General features: G+C 65.8%; 21 protein-coding genes and 2 tRNA genes. 16 read left to right on the forward strand and 7 right to left on the reverse strand.

All coding sequences use genetic code 11. The annotated features are described in order from the left end of the window. Positions 1-127: 127 nt before the first annotated feature. The 4 genes from gatC to AB0362_RS00700 all read left to right on the forward strand — a co-directional run bounded on the left by gatC (position 128) and on the right by AB0362_RS00700 (position 4,141). A complete protein-coding gene (gatC, locus tag AB0362_RS00685) occupies positions 128-427 on the forward strand; it encodes an Asp-tRNA(Asn)/Glu-tRNA(Gln) amidotransferase subunit GatC (protein WP_068045762.1) in 300 nt (99 codons plus the stop codon). Further along, positions 424-1,896 carry an Asp-tRNA(Asn)/Glu-tRNA(Gln) amidotransferase subunit GatA gene (gatA, locus tag AB0362_RS00690; RefSeq protein WP_317784139.1) on the forward strand — a complete coding sequence of 491 codons (1,473 nt, stop codon included), beginning with the start codon at positions 424-426 and terminating at the stop codon, positions 1,894-1,896. Before gatC ends, gatA begins: the two co-directional genes overlap by 4 nt. A gap of 6 nt (positions 1,897-1,902) precedes the next feature. After that, on the forward strand, positions 1,903-2,982 hold the full coding sequence (locus AB0362_RS00695) for an alpha/beta hydrolase-fold protein (RefSeq protein WP_317809345.1): 1,080 nt from the start codon (positions 1,903-1,905) through the stop codon (positions 2,980-2,982). Between the two features lie 127 nt (positions 2,983-3,109). Continuing rightward, positions 3,110-4,141: an ATP-dependent 6-phosphofructokinase gene (locus tag AB0362_RS00700; RefSeq protein ID WP_094642260.1), complete on the forward strand. Its 1,032-nt coding sequence runs from the start codon at positions 3,110-3,112 to the stop codon at positions 4,139-4,141. A 23-nt stretch (positions 4,142-4,164) separates the two neighbouring features. Here AB0362_RS00700 and AB0362_RS00705 read toward each other — a convergent pair whose 3' ends face one another. Next, positions 4,165-4,629: an acyl-CoA thioesterase gene (locus tag AB0362_RS00705; protein ID WP_255183300.1), complete on the reverse strand. Its 465-nt coding sequence runs from the start codon at positions 4,627-4,629 to the stop codon at positions 4,165-4,167. Positions 4,630-4,723: 94 nt separating this feature from the next. On the opposite strand from AB0362_RS00705, the gene gatB reads away from it, so the two are divergent. Continuing rightward, positions 4,724-6,235 (forward strand): Asp-tRNA(Asn)/Glu-tRNA(Gln) amidotransferase subunit GatB, encoded by a 1,512-nt coding sequence (gene gatB, locus AB0362_RS00710; RefSeq protein WP_317809346.1) that lies wholly within the window; start codon positions 4,724-4,726, stop codon positions 6,233-6,235. 61 nt (positions 6,236-6,296) lie between these two features. On the opposite strand, the gene AB0362_RS00715 is transcribed toward gatB, so the two are convergent. Next, entirely contained in the window at positions 6,297-7,445 is a 1,149-nt protein-coding gene (locus AB0362_RS00715) for a PQQ-dependent sugar dehydrogenase (RefSeq protein ID WP_317809348.1), read from the reverse strand. A gap of 93 nt (positions 7,446-7,538) precedes the next feature. Between AB0362_RS00715 and AB0362_RS00720 the strand changes: the two genes are divergently transcribed. Beyond that, positions 7,539-8,504 carry a DoxX family protein gene (locus AB0362_RS00720; protein WP_317809349.1) on the forward strand — a complete coding sequence of 322 codons (966 nt, stop codon included), beginning with the start codon at positions 7,539-7,541 and terminating at the stop codon, positions 8,502-8,504. 75 nt (positions 8,505-8,579) lie between these two features. On the opposite strand, the gene ilvD is transcribed toward AB0362_RS00720, so the two are convergent. After that, the gene (gene ilvD / locus AB0362_RS00725; protein WP_094642255.1) at positions 8,580-10,421 is read right to left on the reverse strand and encodes a dihydroxy-acid dehydratase; all 1,842 of its coding nucleotides are present in this window, start codon (positions 10,419-10,421) and stop codon (positions 8,580-8,582) included. A 60-nt stretch (positions 10,422-10,481) separates the two neighbouring features. Beyond that, positions 10,482-11,051 carry a PH domain-containing protein gene (locus AB0362_RS00730; RefSeq protein WP_317809351.1) on the reverse strand — a complete coding sequence of 190 codons (570 nt, stop codon included), beginning with the start codon at positions 11,049-11,051 and terminating at the stop codon, positions 10,482-10,484. A 257-nt stretch (positions 11,052-11,308) separates the two neighbouring features. Here AB0362_RS00730 and AB0362_RS00735 point away from each other — a divergent pair, with 257 nt between their 5' ends. The 5 genes from AB0362_RS00735 to AB0362_RS00755 all read left to right on the forward strand — a co-directional run bounded on the left by AB0362_RS00735 (position 11,309) and on the right by AB0362_RS00755 (position 17,666). Continuing rightward, positions 11,309-13,264, forward strand: a complete 1,956-nt coding sequence (locus tag AB0362_RS00735; protein WP_068049511.1) for an acetolactate synthase large subunit — start codon at positions 11,309-11,311, stop codon at positions 13,262-13,264. Then, entirely contained in the window at positions 13,261-13,764 is a 504-nt protein-coding gene (gene ilvN / locus AB0362_RS00740; protein ID WP_032397758.1) for an acetolactate synthase small subunit, read from the forward strand. The genes AB0362_RS00735 and ilvN overlap by 4 nt, the downstream gene beginning before the upstream one ends. Before the next feature lie 60 nt (positions 13,765-13,824). Next, positions 13,825-14,826 (forward strand): ketol-acid reductoisomerase, encoded by a 1,002-nt coding sequence (gene ilvC, locus AB0362_RS00745; protein WP_317547317.1) that lies wholly within the window; start codon positions 13,825-13,827, stop codon positions 14,824-14,826. A 184-nt stretch (positions 14,827-15,010) separates the two neighbouring features. Beyond that, positions 15,011-16,606: a phosphoglycerate dehydrogenase gene (gene serA, locus AB0362_RS00750; RefSeq protein ID WP_317547162.1), complete on the forward strand. Its 1,596-nt coding sequence runs from the start codon at positions 15,011-15,013 to the stop codon at positions 16,604-16,606. A 49-nt stretch (positions 16,607-16,655) separates the two neighbouring features. Continuing rightward, complete coding sequence (locus AB0362_RS00755; RefSeq protein WP_149405538.1) at positions 16,656-17,666, forward strand: 3-isopropylmalate dehydrogenase; 1,011 nt, start codon at positions 16,656-16,658, stop codon at positions 17,664-17,666. Positions 17,667-17,768: 102 nt separating this feature from the next. Here the strand turns inward: AB0362_RS00755 and AB0362_RS00760 are convergent, their stop codons facing one another. After that, entirely contained in the window at positions 17,769-19,013 is a 1,245-nt protein-coding gene (locus tag AB0362_RS00760) for an MFS transporter (RefSeq protein WP_188078579.1), read from the reverse strand. Positions 19,014-19,143: 130 nt separating this feature from the next. On the opposite strand from AB0362_RS00760, the gene AB0362_RS00765 reads away from it, so the two are divergent. The 3 genes from AB0362_RS00765 to AB0362_RS00775 are packed head-to-tail and all read left to right on the forward strand — an operon-like array spanning position 19,144 to position 22,451. Continuing rightward, a complete protein-coding gene (locus AB0362_RS00765; protein WP_094642252.1) occupies positions 19,144-19,917 on the forward strand; it encodes a fumarylacetoacetate hydrolase family protein in 774 nt (257 codons plus the stop codon). A 7-nt stretch (positions 19,918-19,924) separates the two neighbouring features. Then, positions 19,925-21,400, forward strand: a complete 1,476-nt coding sequence (gene gltX / locus AB0362_RS00770) for a glutamate--tRNA ligase (protein WP_269593597.1) — start codon at positions 19,925-19,927, stop codon at positions 21,398-21,400. Between the two features lie 46 nt (positions 21,401-21,446). After that, positions 21,447-22,451 carry a YihY/virulence factor BrkB family protein gene (locus AB0362_RS00775; protein WP_188078580.1) on the forward strand — a complete coding sequence of 335 codons (1,005 nt, stop codon included), beginning with the start codon at positions 21,447-21,449 and terminating at the stop codon, positions 22,449-22,451. On the opposite strand, the gene AB0362_RS00780 is transcribed toward AB0362_RS00775, so the two are convergent. Beyond that, entirely contained in the window at positions 22,409-23,995 is a 1,587-nt protein-coding gene (locus AB0362_RS00780; RefSeq protein WP_317809353.1) for a bifunctional 3'-5' exonuclease/DNA polymerase, read from the reverse strand. The two genes, AB0362_RS00775 and AB0362_RS00780, sit on opposite strands and share 43 nt — an antisense overlap. Before the next feature lie 245 nt (positions 23,996-24,240). Here AB0362_RS00780 and AB0362_RS00785 point away from each other — a divergent pair. Continuing rightward, positions 24,241-24,312: transfer RNA gene (locus tag AB0362_RS00785), tRNA-Gln, on the forward strand. A gap of 91 nt (positions 24,313-24,403) precedes the next feature. Further along, a tRNA-Glu gene (locus AB0362_RS00790) sits at positions 24,404-24,476 on the forward strand. A gap of 62 nt (positions 24,477-24,538) precedes the next feature. Here the strand turns inward: AB0362_RS00790 and AB0362_RS00795 are convergent. After that, entirely contained in the window at positions 24,539-24,706 is a 168-nt protein-coding gene (locus AB0362_RS00795) for a DUF5302 domain-containing protein (RefSeq protein WP_176460484.1), read from the reverse strand.

Genomic DNA, 24,706 nt, shown 5'->3' on the forward strand with positions numbered 1-24,706 from the left:
TGCGCGAAGCCCGCGTAACACTACGCACTAGGCTGGACCGCGTTCGCGAACCCGTGAGGTTCGCTCTGCACGAATACGGGGCCGCTTCTGCAGGCTCCGCTCCTACCGTCTGAAAGGGGTCTACGCGGTGCCAGACATCTCCCGCGACGAGGTCGCTCACCTCGCCCGGCTGTCGCGCTTGGCTCTCAGCGACGCCGAACTCGACGAGTTCGCCGGCCAGTTGGACTCGATTCTTCATCACGTCAAGGCAGTGGCCGAAGTGGCGACGGACGACGTTCCGCCGACGGCCAACCCCAGTGACATCGTGAACGTGACGCGTCCCGACGTGATCGTTCCAGGCCTGACGCCGGAGCAATCGCTGTCCGGTGCACCGAACGCCGAGGAGGGCCGTTTCGCGGTGCCGCAGATTCTGGGAGAGAGCGAATGACCGACCTGACGAAGCTCGACGCGTCCGAGCTCGCCACCCGCATCCACGCGCGTGAGATCAGCGCCGTCGAGGTGACCCAGGCGCATCTCGACCGGATCTCCGAGGTCGATGGTGACCTGCACGCATTTCTGCACGTCGCAGGAGCCGAGGCACTCGCAGCAGCGACCGACGTCGATGCGGGACTGTCGGCGGGACACGCACCTGCCTCGGCTCTGGCCGGCGTGCCGCTTGCTCTCAAGGACGTGTTCACCACGACCGACATGCCGACGACGGCCGGATCGAAGATTCTCGACGGGTGGATGTCGCCCTACGACGCGACGCTGACCACGAAGCTGCGGGCCGCGGGCATTCCGGTGCTGGGCAAGACGAACATGGACGAGTTCGCGATGGGCTCGTCCACCGAGAACTCGGCGTACGGACCGACCAAGAACCCCTGGGACACCACTCGCATCCCCGGCGGCTCCGGCGGCGGCAGTGCTGCGGCGCTCGCGTCGTACCAGGCCCCGCTGGCCATCGGCACCGACACCGGTGGATCGATCCGTCAGCCGGCGGCTCTGACCGGCACCGTGGGAACCAAGCCGACCTACGGCAGCGTCTCGCGCTACGGACTGATCGCCTGTGCCTCGTCACTCGATCAGGGTGGCCCGTGTGGTCGGACCGTGCTCGACACCGCGTTGCTGCACGAGGTCATCGCCGGATACGACGCGCGGGACTCCACATCGGTCGACACGGCTGTTCGACCGGTGGTCGCAGCGGCACGAGAGGGTGCTCGCGGTGACCTGACGGGCGTGCGCGTCGGTGTGGTGAAGGAATTGCACTCGGACAAGTACCAGCCCGGTGTGATCTCGTCGTTCGATGCTGCGGTCGCCGCACTCACCGAACTCGGTGCCGAGGTGGTCGAGGTGTCGTGCCCCAACTTCGTGCATGCACTGGCCGCTTACTACCTGATCCTTCCGTCGGAGGTGTCGTCCAACCTGGCTCGGTTCGACGGCATGCGGTACGGATTGCGTGCGGGGGACGACGGCAAGCACAGCGCCGAGCAGGTCATGGCCACCACGCGCGCGCAGGGGTTCGGGCCGGAAGTCAAGCGTCGCATCATGATCGGGACGTACGCCCTCTCCGCGGGATATTACGACGCCTACTACGGCTCTGCTCTGAAGGTGCGCACGCTCATCGCACGTGACTTCGATGCCGCATACGAGAAGGTCGACGTGCTGGTGTCGCCGACGACCCCGACGACGGCATTCCCGTTGGGGGACAAGGTCGGCGACCCGATGGCGATGTACCTCAACGACCTCTGCACGCTGCCGACCAACCTTGCCGGTCACTGCGCGATGTCGGTTCCGTCGGGTCTTGCCTCCGAGGACGGACTACCCGTGGGTCTGCAGATCATGGCTCCGGCGTTCGCGGACGAGCGGCTCTACCGCGTCGGTGCCGCATACGAGGCCGCTCGCGGCGATCTGAGGTAGTTCGAGGTGCTGCATCGGTGGGCTGCCGATCTGGCTCATCTGCCCTTGCTCTCCGGTGCAGTGCCCGTGCTCGCGTCGACGGCGGCCGTTGTCGTGACGTCGGTCCTGGCCGTCGCTGTCGTCCTGCGGGTCCGGCGAGGCCGAGCACTGGGATCGGTGTTCGGCCCGCTGAGCGCTCTCGGTCTCGTGGCGTCGCTTCTGTTGGCGGCGACGGTGCTCACCAATCTGACCGTCACTCGATACCCGACGGTGGCCGTGGCGCTGGGCCACCGTCCGGCCGTGACCGAGGGCACCGGCAGGTTGGTCGATGTGGACGTGCCCGGCACTGTGTCGCACTTCGCCGCGCGGCCCGCCACCGTCTACGTTCCGGCGTCGTACGACGCCGGAGCGAGCGATCTACCGGTGCTGGTGCTGCTCACCGGCCAACCCGGCCACGTCGTCGACTGGATCGAGGGTGGTCGTCTGGCCCAGACGATGGACGCCTTCGCGGCGCGGCACGGCGGTGCGGCCCCGATCGTCGTGGTGGCCGACGGTCTGGGTGACACCGAGGCGAATCCGATGTGTATGGATTCGGATCTCGGAAATGCCGCGACGTACTTGTCGGTCGATGTGCCGCACTGGATTCGGTCGAATTTTCGGGTGTCCTCGGATCCGAGGGCCTGGGCGGTCGGCGGGTATTCCTACGGGGGAACGTGCGCGCTGCAGCTGGCGGTGACAGCACCGTCGGTGTACCCCACCTTTCTCGACATCTCGGGTGAGGACGAGCAACGTCGGGGCACGAGAAGCGAGTCCGTTACAGCGGCATACGGCGCGGACACCCCGGCGAACGAGGCGTGTTTCGAGCGCACGACGCCGCTGAACATACTCTCGCGCAACAGCTTTCCCGATTCGGCCGGTGCCTTCGTCGTGGGTGCCGACGACGAAGAGTTCCGGCCGCAGACCGAGCGTGCGTTCGAGGCTGCAGTGGCATCCGGTGTGGACGCGCACTACAGCGAGCTGCCCGGTGGACACTCGATGCAGGTCTGGGCTCCGGCGCTGGAACAGGAGATGGACTGGCTCGGCGAGCGTGTGGGTCTGCTCGACTGACGCACGGCCTCGCCTCGACGAAGTGAGCACCGAACGGTACCGACGCGCGCAGCATCCCACGCCCGATTAGGCTGACGTCCGTCACCGGGTCCGCTTCACGGACCTGCGAGCAGAGAGGCGAAAATCGATGCGCATCGGAGTTCTGACCGGAGGCGGCGATTGCCCAGGTCTCAATGCGGTGATCCGCGCAGTCGTACGCACCGCGGACGCCCGGTACGGCTCCACCGTCGTCGGTTTCCAGGACGGATGGCGAGGTCTTCTCGAAGACCGTCGAGTGCAACTGCGTAACGACGACCGCAACGACCGGTTGCTCACCAAGGGCGGCACGATGCTCGGCACCGCACGCACCAATCCGGATGTGTTGCGCGCCGGACTCGATCGGGTCAAGCAGACTCTCGAGGACAACGGCATCGACGTGTTGATCCCGATCGGCGGCGAAGGAACCCTCACCGCTGCCGCGTGGTTGTCGGAAGAGGGTGTGCCGGTGGTCGGCGTGCCCAAGACGATCGACAACGACATCGATTGCACCGACGTCACATTCGGCTTCGACACGGCGCTGACCATCGCCACCGATGCGATCGACCGACTGCACAGCACCGCGGAATCCCATCAGCGCGTGATGCTCGTCGAGGTGATGGGTCGGCACGCGGGGTGGATCGCTCTGCACGCCGGCCTGGCGTCCGGTTCGCACATGACGCTCATTCCCGAGCAGCCGTTCGACGTCGAAGAGGTGTGCACGTTGGTGCGCAAGCGTTTTCAGCGCGGAGACTCGCACTTCATCTGTGTCGTCGCCGAGGGTGCCAAGCCGATCGAGGGCTCGATGCAGCTTCTCGACGGCGGAATCGACGAGTTCGGCCACGTTCGATTCACCGGAGTTGCCCACCAGCTCGGCGTCGAGATCGAGCGCCGTATCAACAAGGAAGTACGCACCACGGTGCTGGGCCATGTCCAGCGCGGTGGAACGCCGACGCCGTACGACCGTGTTCTCGCAACACGATTCGGCGTCAACGCGACCGATGCGGCGCATTCGGGAGACTTCGGCAAGATGGTCTCGTTGCGCGGCACCGAGATCGGCCTGGTGTCTCTGGCCGAGGCCACCAAGCAACTCAAGCGGGTACCGCAGACCCGATACGACGACGCCGCCGCGTTCTTCGGCTGAATTCGGTGTGGCGGCGTGAGCCGTCAGATGCGACCGGCAGCCTCCTGGATTTCGGCCTCGCGTTCCTCGGTCTCGCGGCGTAGTTCGCGCCGTCGCCGCGCTGCCTCGAAGCGCTGAGCACCGACCTCGGTGGTCGGCGTCAACTGGGGCAATGTCTTCGGCTTGCCGTCGTCGCCGATCGCGACCATGGTGAAGTAGCAGCTGTTGGTGTGGCGCAATTCACCGCGCTGAATGTTCTCGGTTTCCACGCGGATACCGACCTCCATGGAGGTGCGGCCGGTGTAGTTGACCGACGCAGAGAACGTGACCAGTTCTCCGACGTGGATGGGTTCGCGAAACACGACGCGATCGACCGACAGAGTCACGACATAGGCCCCCGCGTAGCGGCTGGCGCAGGCGTACGCCACCTGGTCCAGGAACTTGAGGATCGTGCCGCCGTGGACGTTGCCCGAGAAGTTGGCCATGTCGGGTGTCATCAGCACGGTCATGGACAGTGTCTGCTTCTCTGGGGGAGTCACCCGTGCACGGTAACGAGTGCACGTGGTTACTCGCGCGTCGTGTGCAATGCATAAACTACTGACCATGACTGCTGCAACCGTCGATCTGATCGATTACGACGATGTGCTCGCCAAGTTCGACCCCGTGTTGGGCATGGAGGTCCACGTGGAGTTGGGCACGGCGACCAAGATGTTCTGCGGCTGCCCCACCGAATTCGGTGCCGAGCCGAACACCCAGGTGTGCCCGGTGTGCCTGAGCCTTCCCGGCGCGCTTCCGGTGGTGAATTCGGCTGCGGTGGAGTCGGCGATTCGGATCGGGCTGGCGCTCAATTGCTCGATCACCCCGTGGGGACGGTTCGCTCGCAAGAACTACTTCTACCCGGATCAGCCGAAGAACTATCAGATCTCGCAGTACGACGAGCCCATCGCCACCGAGGGCTACCTCGATGTGCTGCTCGACGACGGCAGTACGTTTCGAGTCGAGATCGAGCGCGCGCACATGGAGGAGGACACCGGTAAGTCGACGCACGTGGGCGGTGCGACCGGCCGTATCGAGGGGGCGTCGCATTCGCTGCTCGATTACAACCGTGCCGGGGTTCCGTTGGTGGAGATCGTGACCAAGACCATCACCGGAACCGGTGCCCGTGCGCCCGAGGTCGCACGGGCGTACGTCACCGCGTTGCGCGACCTGTTGAAGTCGCTGAACGTGTCCGATGTGCGGATGGATCAGGGCTCGTTGCGCTGCGATGCCAACGTGTCTCTGATGGAGAAGACGGCAACCGAATTCGGCACGCGCACCGAGACGAAGAACGTCAACTCGCTCAAGAGCGTCGAGGTTGCCGTTCGGTACGAGATGCGGCGTCAGGCAGCGGTTCTCGAATCGGGCGGAGAGGTGACGCAGGAGACTCGGCACTTCCAGGAGTCTGACGGAACCACCACCGCCGGCCGCAAGAAGGAGACCGCCGAGGACTACCGCTACTTCCCCGAGCCCGATCTTGCGCCCGTCGCTCCCGACGCGGCCTGGATCGAGGAGCTTCGGACGACGTTGCCCGAGCTGCCGTGGTTGCGCCGCGGTCGGATTCAGAAGGAGTGGGGTGTCTCCGACGAGGAGATGCGCGATCTGGTGAATTCCGGTGCGCTCGAGCTGGTCGCGGCGACGGTCGAGGCGGGTGCGTCGGCGCAGGCGGCGCGGTCGTGGTGGGTGTCGTACCTGGCGCAGCAGGCCAACATCGCCGGCGTCGAACTGACCGATCTGTCCATCTCCCCGGTTCAGGTCGCCGAGGTGGCGGCGTTGGTCGCGGACGGCAAGCTCAACAACAACGGTGCCCGTCAGGTCGTGGACGGGGTGCTGGCGGGCGAGGGTGAGCCTGCAGAGGTCATGGCTGCGCGCAATCTCGTACTGGAGAAGGACGACACCAAGTTGCAGGCCGCCGTGGACGAGGCGCTCGCAGCGAATCCCGGTGTGGTCGAGAAGATCCGCAGCGGCAAGGTTCAGGCCTCCGGGGCCATCGTCGGTGCGGTGATGAAGGCGACACGCGGCCAAGCCGATGCCGCTCGCGTCAAGGAACTCGTACTAGAGGCCTGCGGCCAGCCCTGATCACGACGGAGAACGACCGAGGCCGAGCGCAATCGAGCGCTCGGCCTCGGTCGTTTCTCGTTCAGTCGAAGCCGCCTCCGCCGCCGCCGGGGAACGGCACTTTGACGACGCGGTCGTCGGTGGGTCCGGGCTCCGCACCGTTCTTGTTGACGGTGCCCACCAGAATCTGTCCATCGGCCGAGCTCGTCGCGCCGTTCAACTGGCCGTACTCGTCCTGGATCAGCAGTGTCGGTTCGGCCGAGACAGCTCCGGTGTTCGCGTCCGTGGTCAGTGCTGCAACAGCTTTGGCCGTTGTGAGTGCAACCGCCACGCCACCTTCTCCCGCTGCGCATCCGGCAACACCCGGACGGTCCGGCCACGTCCACACCGGGTTGAACACTGCGCCCAGTGAGTCGATGCGCTGCAGGCGATCCTCGAGCGCGGTGCGGTCGGTGACGTAGATGTTTCCGGTGCCGTCGGTGCAGACGTCGCCCGCCGTACCGATACCGCTGAGCGCGATCTGCGGTCGCGGCGGGTTCGTTGTCGGGGACAGTGAGGTCACCCGTAACAACTTGCCGGACAGCGAGTTCGGGCTGGCAGCCGCACCCGGATCGCCGTTGTCGCCGGTGAGGACGAGCAGTTCGTTCGGCGTGTAGAAGTCGATCGCCCCGCGATTGCCCGTCGAGCCGCGGGGGATACCGGTCAGGATGTCCTTGGGTACATCGCCCTGAGCCAGGCGGACCACCCTGGTGTCCGCGGATGTGGTGATGAGGGCGTAGAGCAACCCGTCCTCGATGTACGTCGGAGACAACGCGATGTCGAGAAGGCCGCCGTCGCCGGTGCCGTCGACATCGATTCGAGCCACCTCGACCGGCGTCCGGCCGGCGGCGACCTCCATGATGCGGCCGGTGCGACGCTCGGCAACCAGCGCCGACTGCCCGTCGGGGAGCGCTACCAGCCCGCCCGTGGTGTCCAGGCACGTCGCGATGACCGCCGGATCGGGGTCGACACACGGACCGGACGGCGGTGGCGGTGCATCGGGATCGGACGGCGGCGTCGTCTCGCTGGGGGTCGTCGGCTCCAGTTCGGCCGCGCCCACCTCCGGCGCAGGAGTGAACGGCGACGCATTCGAGTCGTCGAATCGGGCGCACCCGGCGAGCAGGGCAGCGGTCATCGACAGGGCGACGACGGCAGCGGTTGCAGTTCGTGGCGACGCTCCGACCGGCTTCATACTTCGAACGGTACGGAACGCCGGGGAAGACTCGCCACGCGGCCGTGAGCGTCAACGTCGGTGACGAGCACTCATCGGCTCTAGTGTGGAGAGGTGACCGATACACCGCGCGACCCCAACCGGCCGTACGAACCGGCCGAGAGCCCGTACGACAACCCCACGGAGAAGATTCCACCCTCGCGTTCCACCTCCGAGACGCCGGCGTCCGACCGCACCGACACCTCGGCTGCGCCGACCACGGCGTTCGGCGCTCAGCGTTCGGACCGACTGCCGCGTACCGACGACGAACTCGACTTTCCGCACTCGTCCTCGTCCGATGCACGCTCGGCCGACGCACAGCCGACGGAGAAGATGCAGGCATATCGCCCGTCCGCCTTCGCCGATTCGTCGACCGACCGTCCGTCGGCCTCCGACAACACGTCGTCGAGTGCCTATTCCGATCGCTCCACCGAGTATCTGGGCACCACCGCTGCCGCGGCTCCGGCAGCAGCAGTCGCGTCCGAGCCGGAGATTCGTACGGAGACCGTCGAGGTTCCCGCGCGCCGCGGCAGCACCGACCTGGGCCTGTTCATCCTTCGCGTCACCATCGGCGCGGTGTTTCTCGGTCACGGACTGCAGAAGCTCGTGGGACTGTGGAACGGCCCCGGCCTCGACGGATTTCAGAACCTGCTGGAGACTTCCGGATTCCGCTACTCGGAGATCCTCGCGATCGCGGCCGCGGCAGGCGAAACCCTCGGCGGCGCGCTGCTGATCCTGGGTCTGGCAACACCACTGGCAGGTGCCGCTGTGCTCGCCACGATCATCAACGCCTGGTGCTTCAAGCAAGCCGTCGAGCCCGGACTGCAGTTCTCGGGCACCGGCGGCGTGGAGTACGAGACGGTTCTCGGCTTCGCCGCTGCCGCGATCATTCTCACGGGCCCGGGCAAGATCGCATTCGACGGCCGACGCGGATGGGCCACCCGTCCGCGGATCGGTTCGTTCCTCGCACTCGTCGTCGGTATCGCCGCGGGCGTGTGCATCTGGATCTTCCTCAACGGGGCCAACCCCGTCGTCCGCTGACTCCGGATACCGTCCAGACCACGTGAGCGGAACCTCGTAGCCTGCTACGACGTTCCGCTCACGTGCGTTTCACCCTCAGGGGACGTAGCGAACTGCACCCTTGTCCGCCGATGTCGCCAACGCGGCGTAGGCGCGCAGAGCGGTGGTCACCGTGCGCTGACGGTCGACCGGCTGCCACGGTCGCTCGGACGCGTTCATCTTCGCGCGTCGCGTCTCGAGGGTCTCCTCGTCGACGAGGATCTCGAGGGTGCGGGTCGCGACGTCGATCCGGACCTGGTCGCCGTTCTCCACGAGTCCGATCACACCGCCGGCAGCGGCCTCGGGGGAAATGTGTCCGATGGACAGTCCCGACGTTCCGCCGGAGAAGCGGCCATCGGTGATCAGTGCGCAGACCTTGCCCAGACCGGCACCCTTGAGGAAGGCCGTCGGGTGCAGCATCTCCTGCATGCCCGGACCGCCCTTGGGTCCCTCGTAGCGAACGACCAGCACGTCACCGGGCTGAATCTTCTTCTGCAGGATGGCCGAGACGGCTTCTTCCTGCGACTCGACGACCAGTGCCGGACCCTGGAAGGAGAACAGGTCCTCGTCGATGCCTGCGGTCTTGAGGATCGCACCGTCGACGGCGATGTTGCCGCGGAGTACCACCAGGCCACCCTCGACCGTGTAGGCATGTTCGAGATCGCGGATGCAGCCGCCTGCGGCGTCGGTGTCGAGCGAGGACCAGCGGTTTCCCGTGGAGAACGGTTCGACGGTGCGGACACCGCCCGGGGCGGCGTGGAACAACTCGACGGCCTCGGCGGACGCCTTGCCGGATCGAATGTCCCACGTGTCGAGCCATTCGTCGAAGCTCTTCGTGTGCACGGTCGAGACGTCGGTTTCGAGGAGGTTCGCGCGCCGCAGTTCACCGAGGAGAGCCGGGATTCCGCCTGCGCGGTGCACGTCTTCCATGTGGTAATCGGAGTTGGGGGAGACCTTCGACAGGCACGGAACCTTGCGGCTGATGGCGTCGATGGTGTCCAGGTCGAAGTCGACCTCGCCCTCCTGTGCGGCGGCGAGGGTGTGCAGCACCGTGTTGGTTGACCCTCCCATCGCCACGTCGAGAGCCATCGCGTTGCGGAACGCGGCCGGAGTGGCGATGTTGCGAGGGAGTACGGATTCGTCCTCGTCGCGGTAGTACTTCAGAGCGGCCTCGACGATGGTGGTGCCGGCACGCGTGAACAGTGCTCGACGGGCCTGGTGAGTGGCCAGGGTGGAGCCGTTGCCGGGCAGTGCCAGGCCTAGCGCCTCGGTGAGGCAGTTCATCGAGTTCGCCGTGAACATGCCCGAGCACGAGCCGCACGTGGGGCACGCGCTGCGCTCGACCTCGTCGAGCCCTGCCTCGGACACGGCGTCGTTGGCACTGGCGGAGATCGCGGTGATCAGGTCGGTCGGTGCCTGAGCGACGCCGTCGACGACCACGGCCTTGCCCGCCTCCATCGGTCCACCGGAGACGAACACGGCCGGGATGTTCAGGCGCATCGCCGCATTGAGCATTCCGGGAGTGATCTTGTCGCAGTTGGATATGCAGACGAGCGCGTCGGCGGTGTGCGCATTGGCCATGTACTCGACGGAGTCGGCGATGATCTCGCGGCTGGGCAGCGAGTACAGCATGCCGCCGTGGCCCATGGCGATCCCGTCGTCGACGGCGATGGTGTGGAACTCCCGGGGAACTCCGCCTGCCGCTCGGACGGCGTCGGCGACGATCTCGCCGACGTTCTTCAGGTGCACGTGGCCGGGGACGAACTGAGTGTACGAGTTCGCGATGGCGACGATGGGCTTTCCGAAATCCGAATCGGTCATTCCGGTGGCGCGCCACAGCGAGCGCGCGCCCGCGGCATTGCGTCCGACAGTGGTGACCCGTGAGCGTAGCGGCGGCATAGTGCGTTGTCCTCGTTCGTTGCGGCGGTTTCTCGCAGCGACGAGGTTACTCGCCGCCGACTACTGCTCCTTCGCTGCCTGTTCGTCGCCGTCCTCGCCGTCCTTGAGGTCTCGAGCCTCGGCCTCGGCTTCGGCTTCGGCCTCGGCTTCGGCTTCGGCCGCGGCTGCTGCAGCGGCATAGGGGTCGGTGATCCGGCCGCCGCTGGCCACGGCGAGTTGGGGGAGCAGATCGAATCGCACCAGCGGCAACGACTTCTCGCTCTTGTCGGTCAGGACCACCCGCGCCCAGCGGCGATCCGGGAAGTGCAGACCCGCCACCGATTCCCACGCGATCACATCCGAACCCACGAACCGTCGAGCCGTGATCGCCTCGGGAGAGATGACCGTACGCACTCGAAACACCCAGATGCCCGCGACGATCGGCAGGATCAGCAGCCAACCCATGGCCGCGGGCCAGCTGGCGGCAGTCAGTCCGGTGCCGAACAACAGCAGGCCGACGCCGAGGAGCGCGAGGCGCGGGACTCGAATGACCTGGGTTCTCGATGGTTGCGCTCCCTCGGCACCGTTCGGTGACTCGGGTGCGGTGTGGGATGATGGCCGAGGTGGTTCGGACTGCTGCGAAGACGACACCCATTCATCTTCGCATTGCATCTACGCGATCTCACATAATGGGATTGCGTCGTGACGAGTTTGACTCTTCCCTGTGCGCGCGCCTACCGTCGAGCGCGTGAAGCGGAATTGGATACTCGTAATCGGCCGGCGCGTCAACGCCTGAGCCGGTTGTTCAAACTCGCATCGACGCGCCACCCTCGTACAGCTCACGCTGACGGGGGTTTTTTCTTGCCCAGAGATCGCCCAGCAATTTCACATTCCTGAGGAAGCAATCAGTGAGCGCACCAACCGCACGCCCAGGGCCTACGACCCGTAAGTCGGGGACAGCCTCCAGCCCGTCGACCAGCCCGTCCGCAGAAGCGGCGACCAACGGTTCGCGACGCCACGTCGCACCGGAGAAGGTCACCGGCGCACAGTCGGTCGTCCGGGCCCTCGAAGAACTCGACGTCGACACCGTATTCGGCATTCCCGGTGGCGCGGTTCTCCCGGTCTACGACCCGCTCTTCGACTCCGTGAAGGTGCGCCACATTCTGGTGCGCCACGAGCAGGGTGCGGGCCACGCCGCGACGGGCTACGCCCAGGCGACCGGCAAGGTCGGCGTCTGCATGGCGACGTCCGGTCCCGGCGCGACCAACCTCGTGACCCCATTGGCCGACGCTCAGATGGATTCGGTTCCGGTCGTCGCGATCACCGGTCAGGTCGCCCGCAGTCTGATCGGGACGGACGGCTTCCAGGAAGCCGACATCTCGGGTATCACGATGCCGGTCACCAAGCACAACTTCCTCATCACCGACGGTGCCGACATCCCGCGCATCATGGCCGAGGCGTTCTACATCGCCTCCTCCGGCCGTCCCGGTGCCGTGCTCGTCGACATCCCCAAGGACGTGCTGCAGGCGCAGACCACGTTCTCGTGGCCGCCGGAGATGCGTCTGCCCGGATACCGTCCGGTCACCAAGCCGCACGGCAAGCAGGTCCGCGAAGCAGCCCGCTACATCGCCGACGCCAAGCAGCCGGTGCTGTACGTGGGCGGCGGCGTCATCAAGGCCGACGCCTCGGCGGAACTGCTCGAGCTCGCCGAGCTGACCGGAATTCCGGTCGTGACCACTCTGATGGCTCGCGGCGCGTTCCCCGACTCGCACAATCAGAACCTGGGAATGCCGGGTATGCACGGGACCGTCGCCGCGGTGGCCGCGTTGCAGCGGAGCGATCTGCTGATCACGCTCGGTGCCCGGTTCGACGACCGCGTCACCGGTCAGCTCTCGTCCTTCGCCCCCGATGCCAAGGTCATTCACGCCGACATCGACCCGGCCGAGATCGGCAAGAACCGCTACGCGGACGTGCCGATCGTCGGCGACTGCCGTGAGGTCATCACCGAGCTCATCGAGGCGCTGCGGGCGGACCGCGCGACCGGAACCACGCTCGACCTCGAGCAGTGGTGGGTCTACCTGAACGGCATCCGCAAGACCTACCCGCTGAGCTACGACCGCCCTGCCGACGGATCGATGTCCCCGGAGTTCGTCATCAGCTCGGTCGGCAAGTTCGCCGGACCCGACGCGATCTACTGCGCCGGCGTCGGTCAGCACCAGATGTGGGCCGCGCAGTTCATCAACTACGAGAAGCCGCGCACGTGGCTCAACTCGGGTGGCCTCGGAACGATGGGGTACGCGGTCCCGGCCGCAATGGGTGCCAAGAGGGGCCTCCCCGACGCCGAGGTGTGGGCCATCGACGGTGACGGATGCTTCCAGATGACCAACCAGGAACTCGCGACCTGTGCGGTCGAGGGCATCCCGATCAAGGTCGCCCTCATCAACAACGGCAACCTCGGCATGGTCCGCCAGTGGCAGACCCTGTTCTACGAGGAGCGCTACTCCAACACCAACCTCGGTACCCACGGTGCCGTCCGCATCCCCGATTTCGTGAAGCTCGCCGAGGCGCTCGGTTGCGTCGGGCTGCGGTGCGAGCGGGAAGAGGACGTCGATGCGGTGATCGCGCAGGCACGAGCGATCAACGATCGTCCGGTCGTCATCGACTTCATCGTCGGAGCCGACGCGCAGGTGTGGCCGATGGTCGCTGCCGGAACGGGCAACGACGAGATCATGGCCGCCCGCGGAATCCGTCCGCTGTTCGACGAGGACGAGACCGTGGGCAGCGAGCCCGGCCTCGACGAGGCCATGGAGCGCGAGCAGGCCCCGCACCCGCAGATCGACGACGTGAAAGGCACCGACAAGTGAGCACGAGCCATACCCTCAGCGTCCTCGTCGAGGACAAGCCAGGTGTGCTGGCCCGCGTCGCCGCGCTGTTCTCGCGCCGTGGATTCAACATCTCCTCGCTTGCCGTCGGCGGCACCGAGATTCCCGAGATCTCGCGAATGACGATCGTGGTGACCGTCGACGAATTCCCGCTCGAACAGGTGACCAAGCAGCTCAACAAGCTCATCAACGTCATCAAGATCGTCGAGCAGGACGACGACTCCTCGGTGGCTCGCGAGTTGGTGCTGATCAAGGTCCGCGCCGACGCCAGTGTGCGCAGTGAGGTCATCGAAACGGTGAACCTGTTCCGCGCCAAGGTGATCGACGTGTCTCCCGAGGCCGTGACGGTCGAGGCGACGGGCACCCGCTCGAAGCTCGATGCGTTGTTGAAGATGTTGGACCCCTATGGAATTCGAGAAATAGTTCAGTCGGGAGTCGTTGCCGTCGGACGTGGACCGAAATCGATCACAGCGTCGCGCTGAGCGGCGGACGTGATTTTCAGCGAAATCGAAGAGGAAAGGTTACAAACAGTGGCAGTCGAGATGTTCTACGACGACGATGCTGATCTGTCGATCATCCAGGGCCGCAAGGTCGCTGTGATCGGTTACGGAAGCCAGGGCCACGCGCACTCGCTGAGCCTGCGCGACTCCGGTGTCGATGTGCGCATCGGCCTGGCAGCGGGCTCGAAGTCCCGCGCCAAGGCGGAGGAGCAGGGCCTCGAGGTCGGCACTCCCGCCGAGGTGTCCGAATGGGCCGACGTGATCATGGTGCTCGCACCGGACACCGCACAGGCCAAGATCTTCTCCGAGGAGATCGAGCCCAACCTGAAGGACGGCGACGCGCTGTTCTTCGGCCACGGTCTCAACATCCACTTCGACCTGATCAAGGCTCCGGAGTTCGTCACCGTCGGCATGGTCGCACCCAAGGGCCCCGGCCACCTCGTGCGTCGCCAGTTCGTCGACGGCAAGGGTGTTCCCGCGCTCATCGCCATCGACCAGGACCCCAAGGGCGAAGGTCAGGCACTGGCCCTGTCCTGGGCCAAGGGCATCGGTGGAACGCGCGCAGGCGTCATCAAGACCACGTTCAAGGAAGAGACCGAGACCGACCTCTTCGGCGAGCAGGCCGTGCTGTGCGGTGGCACCGAGGAGCTCGTCAAGACGGGCTTCGAGGTCATGGTCGAGGCCGGCTACGCGCCCGAGATGGCGTACTTCGAGGTGCTGCACGAGCTCAAGCTCATCGTCGACCTCATGTACGAGGGCGGCATCGCTCGGATGAACTACTCGGTGTCCGACACCGCGGAGTTCGGTGGCTACCTCTCGGGCCCGCGCGTGATCGACGCAGGCACCAAGGAGCGCATGAAGGCCATCCTGGCCGACATCCAGTCGGGTGAGTTCACCCGTCGCCTGGTCGCCAACGTCGAGAACGGCAACACCGAGCTCGAAGGCCTGCGCAAGGCCAACGCCGAGCACCCCATCGAGGTCACCGGCAAGAAGCTGCGCGACCTGATGAGCTGGGTCGATCGCCCGATCACCGAAACGGCTTGATTCTCATCGAATCACGTTCGCACGCATGCTGATCGAAGGGCACCCCTGCATCGGTAGGGGTGCCCTTCGGTGCGTGCACCAGGTGGCGTCGCAGCTCGACGTCTCCGGCCTCTAAACTGTTTCTGCTGCACCAGCTCCGAATTTCACCGACAACAGTCTCGAACCGACATAGGGAGTTTTTCACGTGAGCCAGCCAGGCCGTCCTGTCGTTCTGATCGCCGACAAACTTGCGCCGTCCACCGTCGAGGCATTGGGCGACGGCGTCGAGGTCCGTTGGGTCGACGGCCCGGATCGCCCCGCGCTGCTCGCCGCGGTTCCCGAGGCCGACGCGATCCTGGTGCGTTCCGCGACCACGGTCGACGCCGAGGTTCTGGCCGCCGGAACCAAGCTCAAGATCGTCGCCCGCGCCGGTGTCGGCCTGGACAACGTCGACGTACCTGCAGCCACCGAGCGCGGTGTCCTCGTCGTCAACGCCCCGACCTCCAACATCCACACCGCTGCCGAGCATGCGGTGACGCTGTTGCTGTCGGCCGCGCGCCAGATTCCCGCTGCCGACGCCACCCTGCGTCAGCACGAGTGGAAGCGCAGCAAGTTCAACGGTGTCGAGATCTTCGGTAAGACCGTCGGCGTCGTCGGACTCGGCCGCATCGGTCAGCTGTTCGCGCAGCGTCTCGCCGCATTCGAGACCCACATCATCGCCTACGACCCCTACGTCTCGGCCGCGCGTGCCGCCCAGCTCGGCATCGAACTGGTGAGCCTGGACGAGCTGCTCGAGCGCGCCGACATGTTCTCGGTTCACCTGCCGAAGACCCCGGAGACCAAGGGAATCATCGGCAAGGAAGCCCTCGCCAAGACCAAGCCCGGTGTCATCGTCGTCAACGCCGCTCGCGGTGGACTGGTCGACGAGCAGGCCCTGGCCGACGCCATCACCAGTGGCCACGTCTTCGCCGCGGGAATCGACGTGTACGCCTCCGAGCCGTGCACCGACAGCCCGCTGTTCGAGCTGCCTCAGGTCGTCGTCACCCCGCACCTCGGCGCGTCGACGACCGAGGCCCAGGACCGCGCGGGCACCGACGTCGCCAAGTCCGTATTGCTTGCTCTCGCAGGCGAATTCGTGCCCGACGCCGTCAACGTCAAGGGTGGTGCCGTGGGCGAGGAGGTCTCCCCGTGGCTCGAGATCGTGCGCAAGCAGGGTGTGCTGCTCGGCGCTCTGTCCACCGAACTTCCCACCTCGCTGTCGGTCGACGTTCGCGGCGAACTCGCCACCGAGGACGTCGAGATCCTCAAGCTCTCGGCGCTGCGCGGACTCTTCTCCGCCGTCATCGAGGACGCGGTCACGTTCGTCAACGCCCCCTCGCTGGCCGAGGAGCGTGGCGTCACCGCCGAGGTCACCACAGCCTCCGAGAGCGAGAACCACCGCAGTGTCGTCGACATCCGCGCCGTCTACGGTGACGGTTCGGTGCTCAACGTCGCGGGCACGCTGACCGGTACCACGCAGGTCGAGAAGATCGTCAACATCAACGGTCGCAACTTCGACCTCCGTGCCGAGGGCAAGAACCTCATCGTCAACTACGCGGATCAGCCCGGCAGCCTCGGCCGGATCGGCACCCTGCTCGGCGACGCCGGCATCGACATCCAGGCCGCCGCCCTGAGCCAGGACTCCGAGGGCGACGGTGCAACGATTCTGCTGCGCGTCGACAAGGACGTTCCGGAGGAGCTGAGCGCGAGCATCGCATCGGCGGTCGGCGCGTCCACCATCGAGCTGGTCGACCTGTCCTGAGCATCGCTCGCAGTCGATCGAACGAAGTCGAACAATCACGAGGAGTGAGATGAAGCTGGCCGTCATCGCCGGGGACGGAATCGGACCCGAGGTCGTCACCGAGGCGCTCGCCGTGCTCGACGTGGTTGCGCCCGGTGCCGAGAAGACCGAGTACGACCTCGGTGCTCGTCGCTACAACGCCACCGGAGAACTGCTGCCGGACTCGGTGTTGGCGGAACTACGTGAGCACGACGCAATTCTGTTGGGAGCCATCGGAGATCCGTCGGTGCCCAGCGGCGTGCTCGAGCGTGGACTGTTGTTGCGAGCTCGGTTCGAGCTCGATCACCACATCAATCTGCGCCCGGCCAAGCTGTACCCCGGTGTGGTCGGGCCTTTGGCCGGTGACAAGCAGATCGACGTCGTGGTCGTGCGTGAGGGCACCGAAGGTCCGTACACCGGAAACGGTGGAGCGCTTCGCGTCGGCACGCCGCACGAGGTGGCCACCGAGGTCAGTGTCAACACCCGCTACGGCGTCGAGCGGGTGGTGCGCAACGGGTTCGAGCGGGCTCTGACACGGCGCAAGCACCTGACGCTGCTGCACAAGACCAACGTGCTCACGTTCGCCGGCAGCCTCTGGGCTCGGACTGTGAACGAGGTCGCGACGGAGTTCCCGGACGTCGAGGTCGCGTACCAGCACATCGATGCCGCGATGATTCACCTCGTGACCGACCCGGGCCGGTTCGATGTCATCGTCACCGACAATCTGTTCGGCGACATCGTGACCGACCTCTCGGCAGCGGTGACCGGTGGAATCGGTTTGGCCGCAAGCGGAAACATCGATGCGACCGGTACCAATCCGAGCATGTTCGAGCCCGTGCACGGCAGCGCTCCCGACATCGCAGGGCAGCAGAAGGCCGATCCGACGGCGGCCATCCTGTCGGTGTCGTTGCTACTCGATCATCTCGGCGATGCGGCGGGAGCGGCGCGAGTGGAAGCCGCTGTCGCAGCGGACCTCGCGCAGCGTGGAACCACGACTGCGTCGACGAAAGAGATCGGCGCACGAATCGCCGCTCGCCTCTAGCCGAACCGACACGAATGCCACGGTAGGCCCGACACGAATGCCACGGTAGGCCGACCGGCCACCGTGGCATTTCGTGTTTCCGGACATCCCCACCGTGCTGGATCAGCCGGCGCGGTCGGAATTCTTTTCGGGACTGTCGGCCTTCTCGTCGGGACTCTCGGGACGTGGATCGTCGGGGACGATCGGCACGGAGAGTGCGGGGAAGACCGCCGACACCAGGAATGCGACGGGAAAGCTGACCGCCGCGAGGGCCCCGAACACCGGCGGCACGGCCGACGCGAACACGTATTGACTCGTGTTCTGCACGCCGAGGGCGCGTCCGCTCCAATACGGTCCTGATATCTCGGCAACAGCGGTGAAGGCAAGACCGTTCGGGGCAACCGTGGCGACCGACGCGACGACGAGCATGACGATCGCGACGGGGGAGTCGAACCAGTCGGCCACTCCGAGTCCGAGCATGCTGACGGCGGCGGTCACCGCGACCCACCGGAGGGGCCGCATGCGGCTGCCGACCCGATCGGACAACGCGCCGACGCTCATCCGGCCCAGTGCGCCGAGAATCTGCGTCACCGTGACGAGGACGCCCGCCGCCGCTGCCGTCCATCCTCGGTCGGTCATCAGCCATACGAGCGCATACGTCCAGACCACGTACTGCGGCACCACCAACAGGATCGAGGTGGCGTGAATGCGCCACAGCTGCCTGCTGCCCCGGTACGGATTGTCGAGCAGACCCTGCTCCGCGGCATCGATGCGATTGGGACGCGGAGGGTCGACGACCGCCAGACACATCACTGCGGCTGTTGCGCACACGGCCGCGGGTACGAGCAGTGCCGCTCCGACGCCGTGGTCCCGGGCGATGGGTGGGATGGTCAGGGCTGCGATGGCGACGCCCAGAGGGACCGACATCTGTCTGATTCCCATGGCCAATCCACGACGCTGCGGCGGAAACCAGCCCACCACCACACGTCCGCTGGCGCTGTTCGCACTCGCCGCTGCCATCCCGCCGAGCAGGAGCAGGATTGCCAGCAGAGCAACGGACGTGGTGAACACGGCGGCTACAGCGGCGAGCGCCGTCAGGCCGAGCCCGACTGCGAGAACCAGTCTTTCGCCTATCCGATCGACCAACACACCCCAGGCGATCAGGGTGAACATGATGCCGACGGTGGGCATGGCGACGACGAGTCCGGCGGCGGGCAGGCTCAGGCCGCGGTCGTCGTGCAGGGCGGGAATGAGAAACGCTGCGCCGTTGATGAACACCGCGCCTGCGGTCTGCGCGAGCATGCCGAGGGCAAGCATGAACCATCGCCTGAACTCGCCGATGTCGGACAGCTGCGCGGTGGCGTCCATCGATTCTCCATCTCAATATATGGACGTGGCTTCTTGCAATATGGAACCAAAGTTCGACCCTACATCGGCCCGAACCGCGCTGAACGGACGGTGGCGGAGTGCACACCACGCTTGTCGATAGACTTCCGACATGCGTCTCGGTCGAATTGCAAGTCCTGATGGTGTGGCATTCGTGAGTATCGAAGGTGAGGGTGACTCGCAGACTGCGAAGGAAATCGCCGAACATCCTTTCGGCACACCCACGTTCACGGGTCGGTCGTGGCCACTGGCCGACGTGCGACTGCTCGCGCCCATCCTCGCCAGCAAGGTCATCGCCATCGGTAAGAACTACGCCGCGCACGTGGCCGAGATGGGCGGTGAAGCACCGAAGGACCCCGTGATCTTCATCAAGCCGAACACCTCCATCGTCGGCCCCGGTGCGTCCATCGTGTTGCCGCCGTCCTCGAACGAAGTGCACTTCGAAGGAGAACTGGCGATCGTCATCGGCCGTCCGTGCAAGGACGTCCCCGCCGCCAAGGCGTACGAGGTGGTGCTGGGATACACCGTCGCCAACGACGTCTCGGCCCGCGATCACCAGAAGCACGACGGGCAGTGGACGCGCGCCAAGGGACACGACACCTTCTGTCCGCTCGGGCCGTGGATCGAGACCTCGCTCGACCCGACCGATCTCGAGATCAAGACCGAGGTCGACGGCGTGGTCAAACAACGGAGCCGCACTTCGCTTCTGCTGCATGACATTCCGAAGATCATCGAGTGGGTGTCCGCGGTGATGACGCTGCTCCCCGGAGATGTCATCCTCACCGGAACCCCCGAGGGAGTCGGACCCATCACCGACGGAGACAGCGTGTCGATCACCGTCGAGGGAATCGGTACCCTCACCAACCCCGTCGCAGCGAAGAAGTAGGGCGAACATGACCACACCAACAGATGTCCGCGTTCGGTTCTGCCCGTCGCCCACCGGTACCCCGCACGTCGGCCTGGTCCGCACCGCACTGTTCAACTGGGCGTTCGCCAGGCATCACGGCGGCACCTTCGTCTTTCGCATCGAGGACACCGACGCCGCACGCGACTCCGAGGAGTCCTACGCCGCCCTGCTCGACGCGTTGCGCTGGCTCGGCCTCGAATGGGACGAGGGTCCCGAAGTGGGTGGCCCGTACGAGCCGTACCGTCAGTCGTTGCGTCGCGACCAGCACCTCGCCGTCGTGCAGCAGTTGCTCGACGCCGGGGAGGCCTACGAGTCCTTCTCCACGCCGGAGGAAGTGGAAGCCCGACACAAGGCAGCCGGACGCGACCCCAAACTCGGCTACGACAACTTCGACCGCGATCTGACGCCGGAGCAGCGACAGGGATTTCTCGACGAGGGGCGCGGCGCCGTCGTGCGACTGCGGATGCCCGATCATGATCTGACATGGAACGACCTCGTGCGCGGGGAGACCACGTTCAAGGCGGGGACGGTGCCGGACTTCGCTTTGACCCGCGGTAACGGAGTTCCGTTGTACACGTTGGTCAATCCGGTCGACGACGCACTGATGAAGATCACCCACGTCCTGCGCGGCGAGGATCTGCTGTCGTCGACGCCTCGTCAGCTCGCTCTCTACGAGGCATTGATCCGGATCGGTGTCGCAGAACGCACCCCCGAGTTCGGGCACCTGCCGTTCGTCATGGGCCAGGGCAACAAGAAGCTGTCCAAGCGTGACCCCGAGTCCAACCTTTTCATCCACCGTGATCGTGGTTTCGTGCCGGAGGGATTGCTGAACTACCTCGCGCTTCTCGGATGGGGTATCTCGGACGATCACGACGTGTTCACGCTCGACGAGATGGTGGCGGCGTTCGAGATCTCGTCCGTCAATTCCAATCCGGCGCGCTTCGATCAGAAGAAAGCCGACGCGATCAACGCCGAGCACATCAGGATGCTGGCAGCGGAGGATTTCGCGGCGCGTTTGCGCGAATACCTCGTCGCACAGGGCCATCTCACCGAGCCGGTCGACGAGAAGGTCTTCGCTGTCGCGGCCGATCTGGTGCAGACCCGCATCGTCGTCCTGTCGGACGCATGGGGACTGTTGAAGTTCCTGTTCGTCGACGAGGCGGACTTCGAGATCGACCCCGCAGCCGCGGCCAAGAACCTCGGTGCCGATGCCGCACCCGTTCTCGACGCCACTGTCGAGGCACTGACGGCGTTGCAGACCTGGACCACGGCCGACCTGGAGGCGACTCTCAAGGACGTGTTGATCGAGAAGCTGGAGCTCAAGCCGCGCAAGGCTTTCGCCCCGATCCGGGTGGGAGTGACCGGGTCGCACATCAGCCCACCGCTGTACGAGTCCATGGAATTGCTCGGACGCGAGAAGACCTTGGCGCGCCTGGCTGCGGCACGCGCCCAGGTGGCGTGAGGGCGCACGGCCGCCGGCGCACCCCGGTCCTCGGGGAGAGCCTCGAATGAGTTTTTCCGATCGACTGGATCGACTCCAGCGCAGGCGGCCGGTTCTCGGATACCCCATTGCGGTGGTGTACAAGTTCGTCGACGATCAGGGTGGCTACCTCGCTGCCCTGATCACCTACTACGCCTTCGTCTCGCTGTTTCCCGCACTGTTGCTGTTCTCGACGGTGCTGGGAATCGTATTGGCCGGTAGTCCGGAACTGCAGCAACAGATCCTGAACTCGGCACTCGGTCAGATCCCGGTGATCGGGGACGAACTGGGCAGGCCCGACCGCATCGGTGGAGGCACCGTGGGTCTGGTGGTGGGTGTCCTGGGTTCCCTGTACGGCGGGCTCGGGGTGGCCGTGGCGCTCCAGAACGCGATGAACACTGCGTGGACGGTGCCGAAGAACCTACGGCCCGATCCCATCCGCGCCCGGGTGCGCGGCTTGGGTCTGCTGAGCACGGTGGGTCTGGCCGTCCTGGCCATCACAGCACTCAATGTGCTCAGTGCCGCAGGATATTTCGGTCCGGAATCGGGCCTCGTCGTGTTCGTGGTCGGCACGTTCTTCTACGTCGGTGTGTTCGTCGTGGCGTTCAGGCTCGCCACCGCGAGGTCGGTGTCGATCCCACAGGTTCTTCCCGGGGCCGTCGTTGCCGGTCTGATCTGGCAGCTGCTGCAGACCTTCGGCAGTGTGTACGTGAAGTATGTCGTCAGCAACGCGACCGTCACCAACGGTGTGTTCGCTGTCGTTCTGGGACTGCTGGCGTTTCTGTACGTGACGTCGGTGTCGATCGTGATGTGCATCGAGATCAACGTGGTTCGCGTCGATCGGCTCTTCCCGCGCGCGCTGCTGGCCCCGTTCACCGACGACGTCGAACTGACCCAGGGCGACAAGCTCACGTACACCGGACAGGCAGAAGCGCAACGCAGCAAGCCGTTCGAGGACATCGACGTGACGTTCGTCGACCCGCCGCGAGCTCAGTCCGAATCCAGCTCGGAACCGGCAGCCGAGGCACCGTAGAAGCGGTCGACTCTGGTCTCCATCGGAAACCGGACGGCCGTGTCACCGAACACCAGCCGAGTGGCCGACAACGCCGATCCTGCAATCGCTTCGGCGACACGACCCGACTCGGCGATCGCACAATGCACCACCACTTCGTCGTGCTGAAAGAACACCAACTCGCTGCCGCTTCCGGAATTCTGGTCGCTCCTGCGGGCTCCGCTCCCGGCCAACCGACCACGCAGATCGGCCAACAAACACAACGCCCACTCGGCGGCGGTGGCCTGCACGACGAAATTGCGAGTGAACCGGCCACGCGCATGGGCGTCACCGGTGGACCACCACTGCGCCGAGGGCGGTGGGCAGGCCCGTCCCAGCCAGGAACGAACGACCTCGCCCCGTTCACCGGCGCGGGCGGCCTCCTCCACCAGTGCAACGGCACCGGGGAACTTGGCCCGTAGTCGCGTCAGCAGAGCGCGCGCGTCACCCGAGGTTGCGCCGTACAGCACCCCGAGAACGGCGACCTTGGCGTGGCTGCGATCGCCGTCGAACGATTCTGCGGCCACCGGTGCGTACAGATCCGCGGTGCCTGCCGCGGCGACCATACGGGGATCGCCGGACATCGCCGCGAGGATGCGTGGTTCGAGCTGGCCGGCGTCGGCGGCCACAAAGGTGTGGCCGGGATCGGCGATCACACTGGCGCGCAGGGGTTTCGGGATCTGAAGGCCGCCCCCGCCGCGACTGGCCCACCGACCCGACACGACAGCGCCGGGAACGTAGACAGGCCGGAAACGATCGTCGCGGACCCACGCGTCGAGCCACGCCCACCCGTTCGCGGCATGCAGCTTCGAGAGGTCACGGTGCCGCAGCAGTAGCGGAACCGCCGGGTGGTCGATGTCGCGGATGGTATGCGCGCGAGTCGATGTCAGTTCGATACCGACGCGCGCGAACGCGGCGACCAACTCCACGGGCGAGGCAGGATTGACGCGTCGGCCGAACGCCGAGGAGATTTGATTCTCGAGCTCTACGAGGGCCGGGGGAGGGGATCCATCGAGCGGCCGGGTACCGAGCATCGTCTCGAGATGACGGCGATGCGCCGACGCCGAGAACGGCAACCCGTCGAAGGTCATCTCCGCTGCGGCCAGTCCTCCGGCCGACTCGGCCGCTGCCAGCAGGTGCAGTGCGCGATCGTCACCGACGCCGCGGAGCTGACGCCGATACTCGGCGAGAACCGCCGCCGGATCGGAGTTCGGGTTCGCGTCGAACAGACCCGGCCTCAGGTCGGCGGGAGCCGACGGGACAGTCGCCGAGCCGGCCCGCATCGACAGAATGGCACCGACCAGTGCGAGATCGTGACAGCGGCGTACGCGCACTCCTCGTTCGAGCAGCCGAGGGTAGATCCGGCTCGTGTCTTCCCACACCCACCTCGGCCGTTCGTCGCGCTCGAGCTCGGCTACGGCCGCGATGAGATCCTCGGCCACGGTGGGATCGCTCAGCATCGAGCCGTCGTCGGCGAGGTGGGTCAGCACGGCCTGCTCGCCCTGAGGGACGAGCAGAACCTTCATCGGACTCGGCCGGGTCTGCGATCGGTCACGGAGAACAAGTCTGCTCCACTCGTCGGCCGAGGTGTGTAGGGGGCTCTTCCGGTCTCCACTCGACGGTGCCTCGGCCGCCCCCGACGCGTCCACGGCGCGGTTTCGGTGGCTCTGAGCAGCCGATTTGGAGAATGGGTAGTCACCTTTGATAGTCTCTATCCCGGCTCGAAACGCAGTGCACATCGATCGTGATGAGCAATTCGATTCAAGTCCATTGGGGTATGGTGTAATTGGCAACACAGCGGTTTCTGGTACCGCCATTCTAGGTTCGAGTCCTGGTACCCCAGCGAGCAGGTGAAGGCGATTTTGTCGCCGAGGCCGAGGCAGTTAAGCTGGCTCAGCACGTACAAGCTCGAACACAATGCAGGTGAAGTTCCTGGCCCCGTCGTCTAGCGGCCTAGGACGCCGCCCTCTCAAGGCGGTAGCGCGGGTTCGAATCCCGTCGGGGCTACAACTGACAACACCCTCTCGATCCGCGGATTGGGAGGGTGTTGTCGTTTCGGTGCGTGCGTCTCAGACGCTCTTGCGGCGGAACATCTTCTGATGGTCGGCCGGACCGTGGACGTTGTTGACCTTCGGTCCACCGTCCTTGTGTTCGACGGAATTGTGGGACTTGCTGTTCTTCTGTTCCAGAACCTCGCGGAACTTCTTCTTCAGTTCTTCACTGCCGGATTCGGGCAT

Origin of the sequence: Rhodococcus sp. NPDC079359 (assembly GCF_040702585.1) — a bacterium.
GTDB lineage: Bacteria > Actinomycetota > Actinomycetes > Mycobacteriales > Mycobacteriaceae > Rhodococcoides.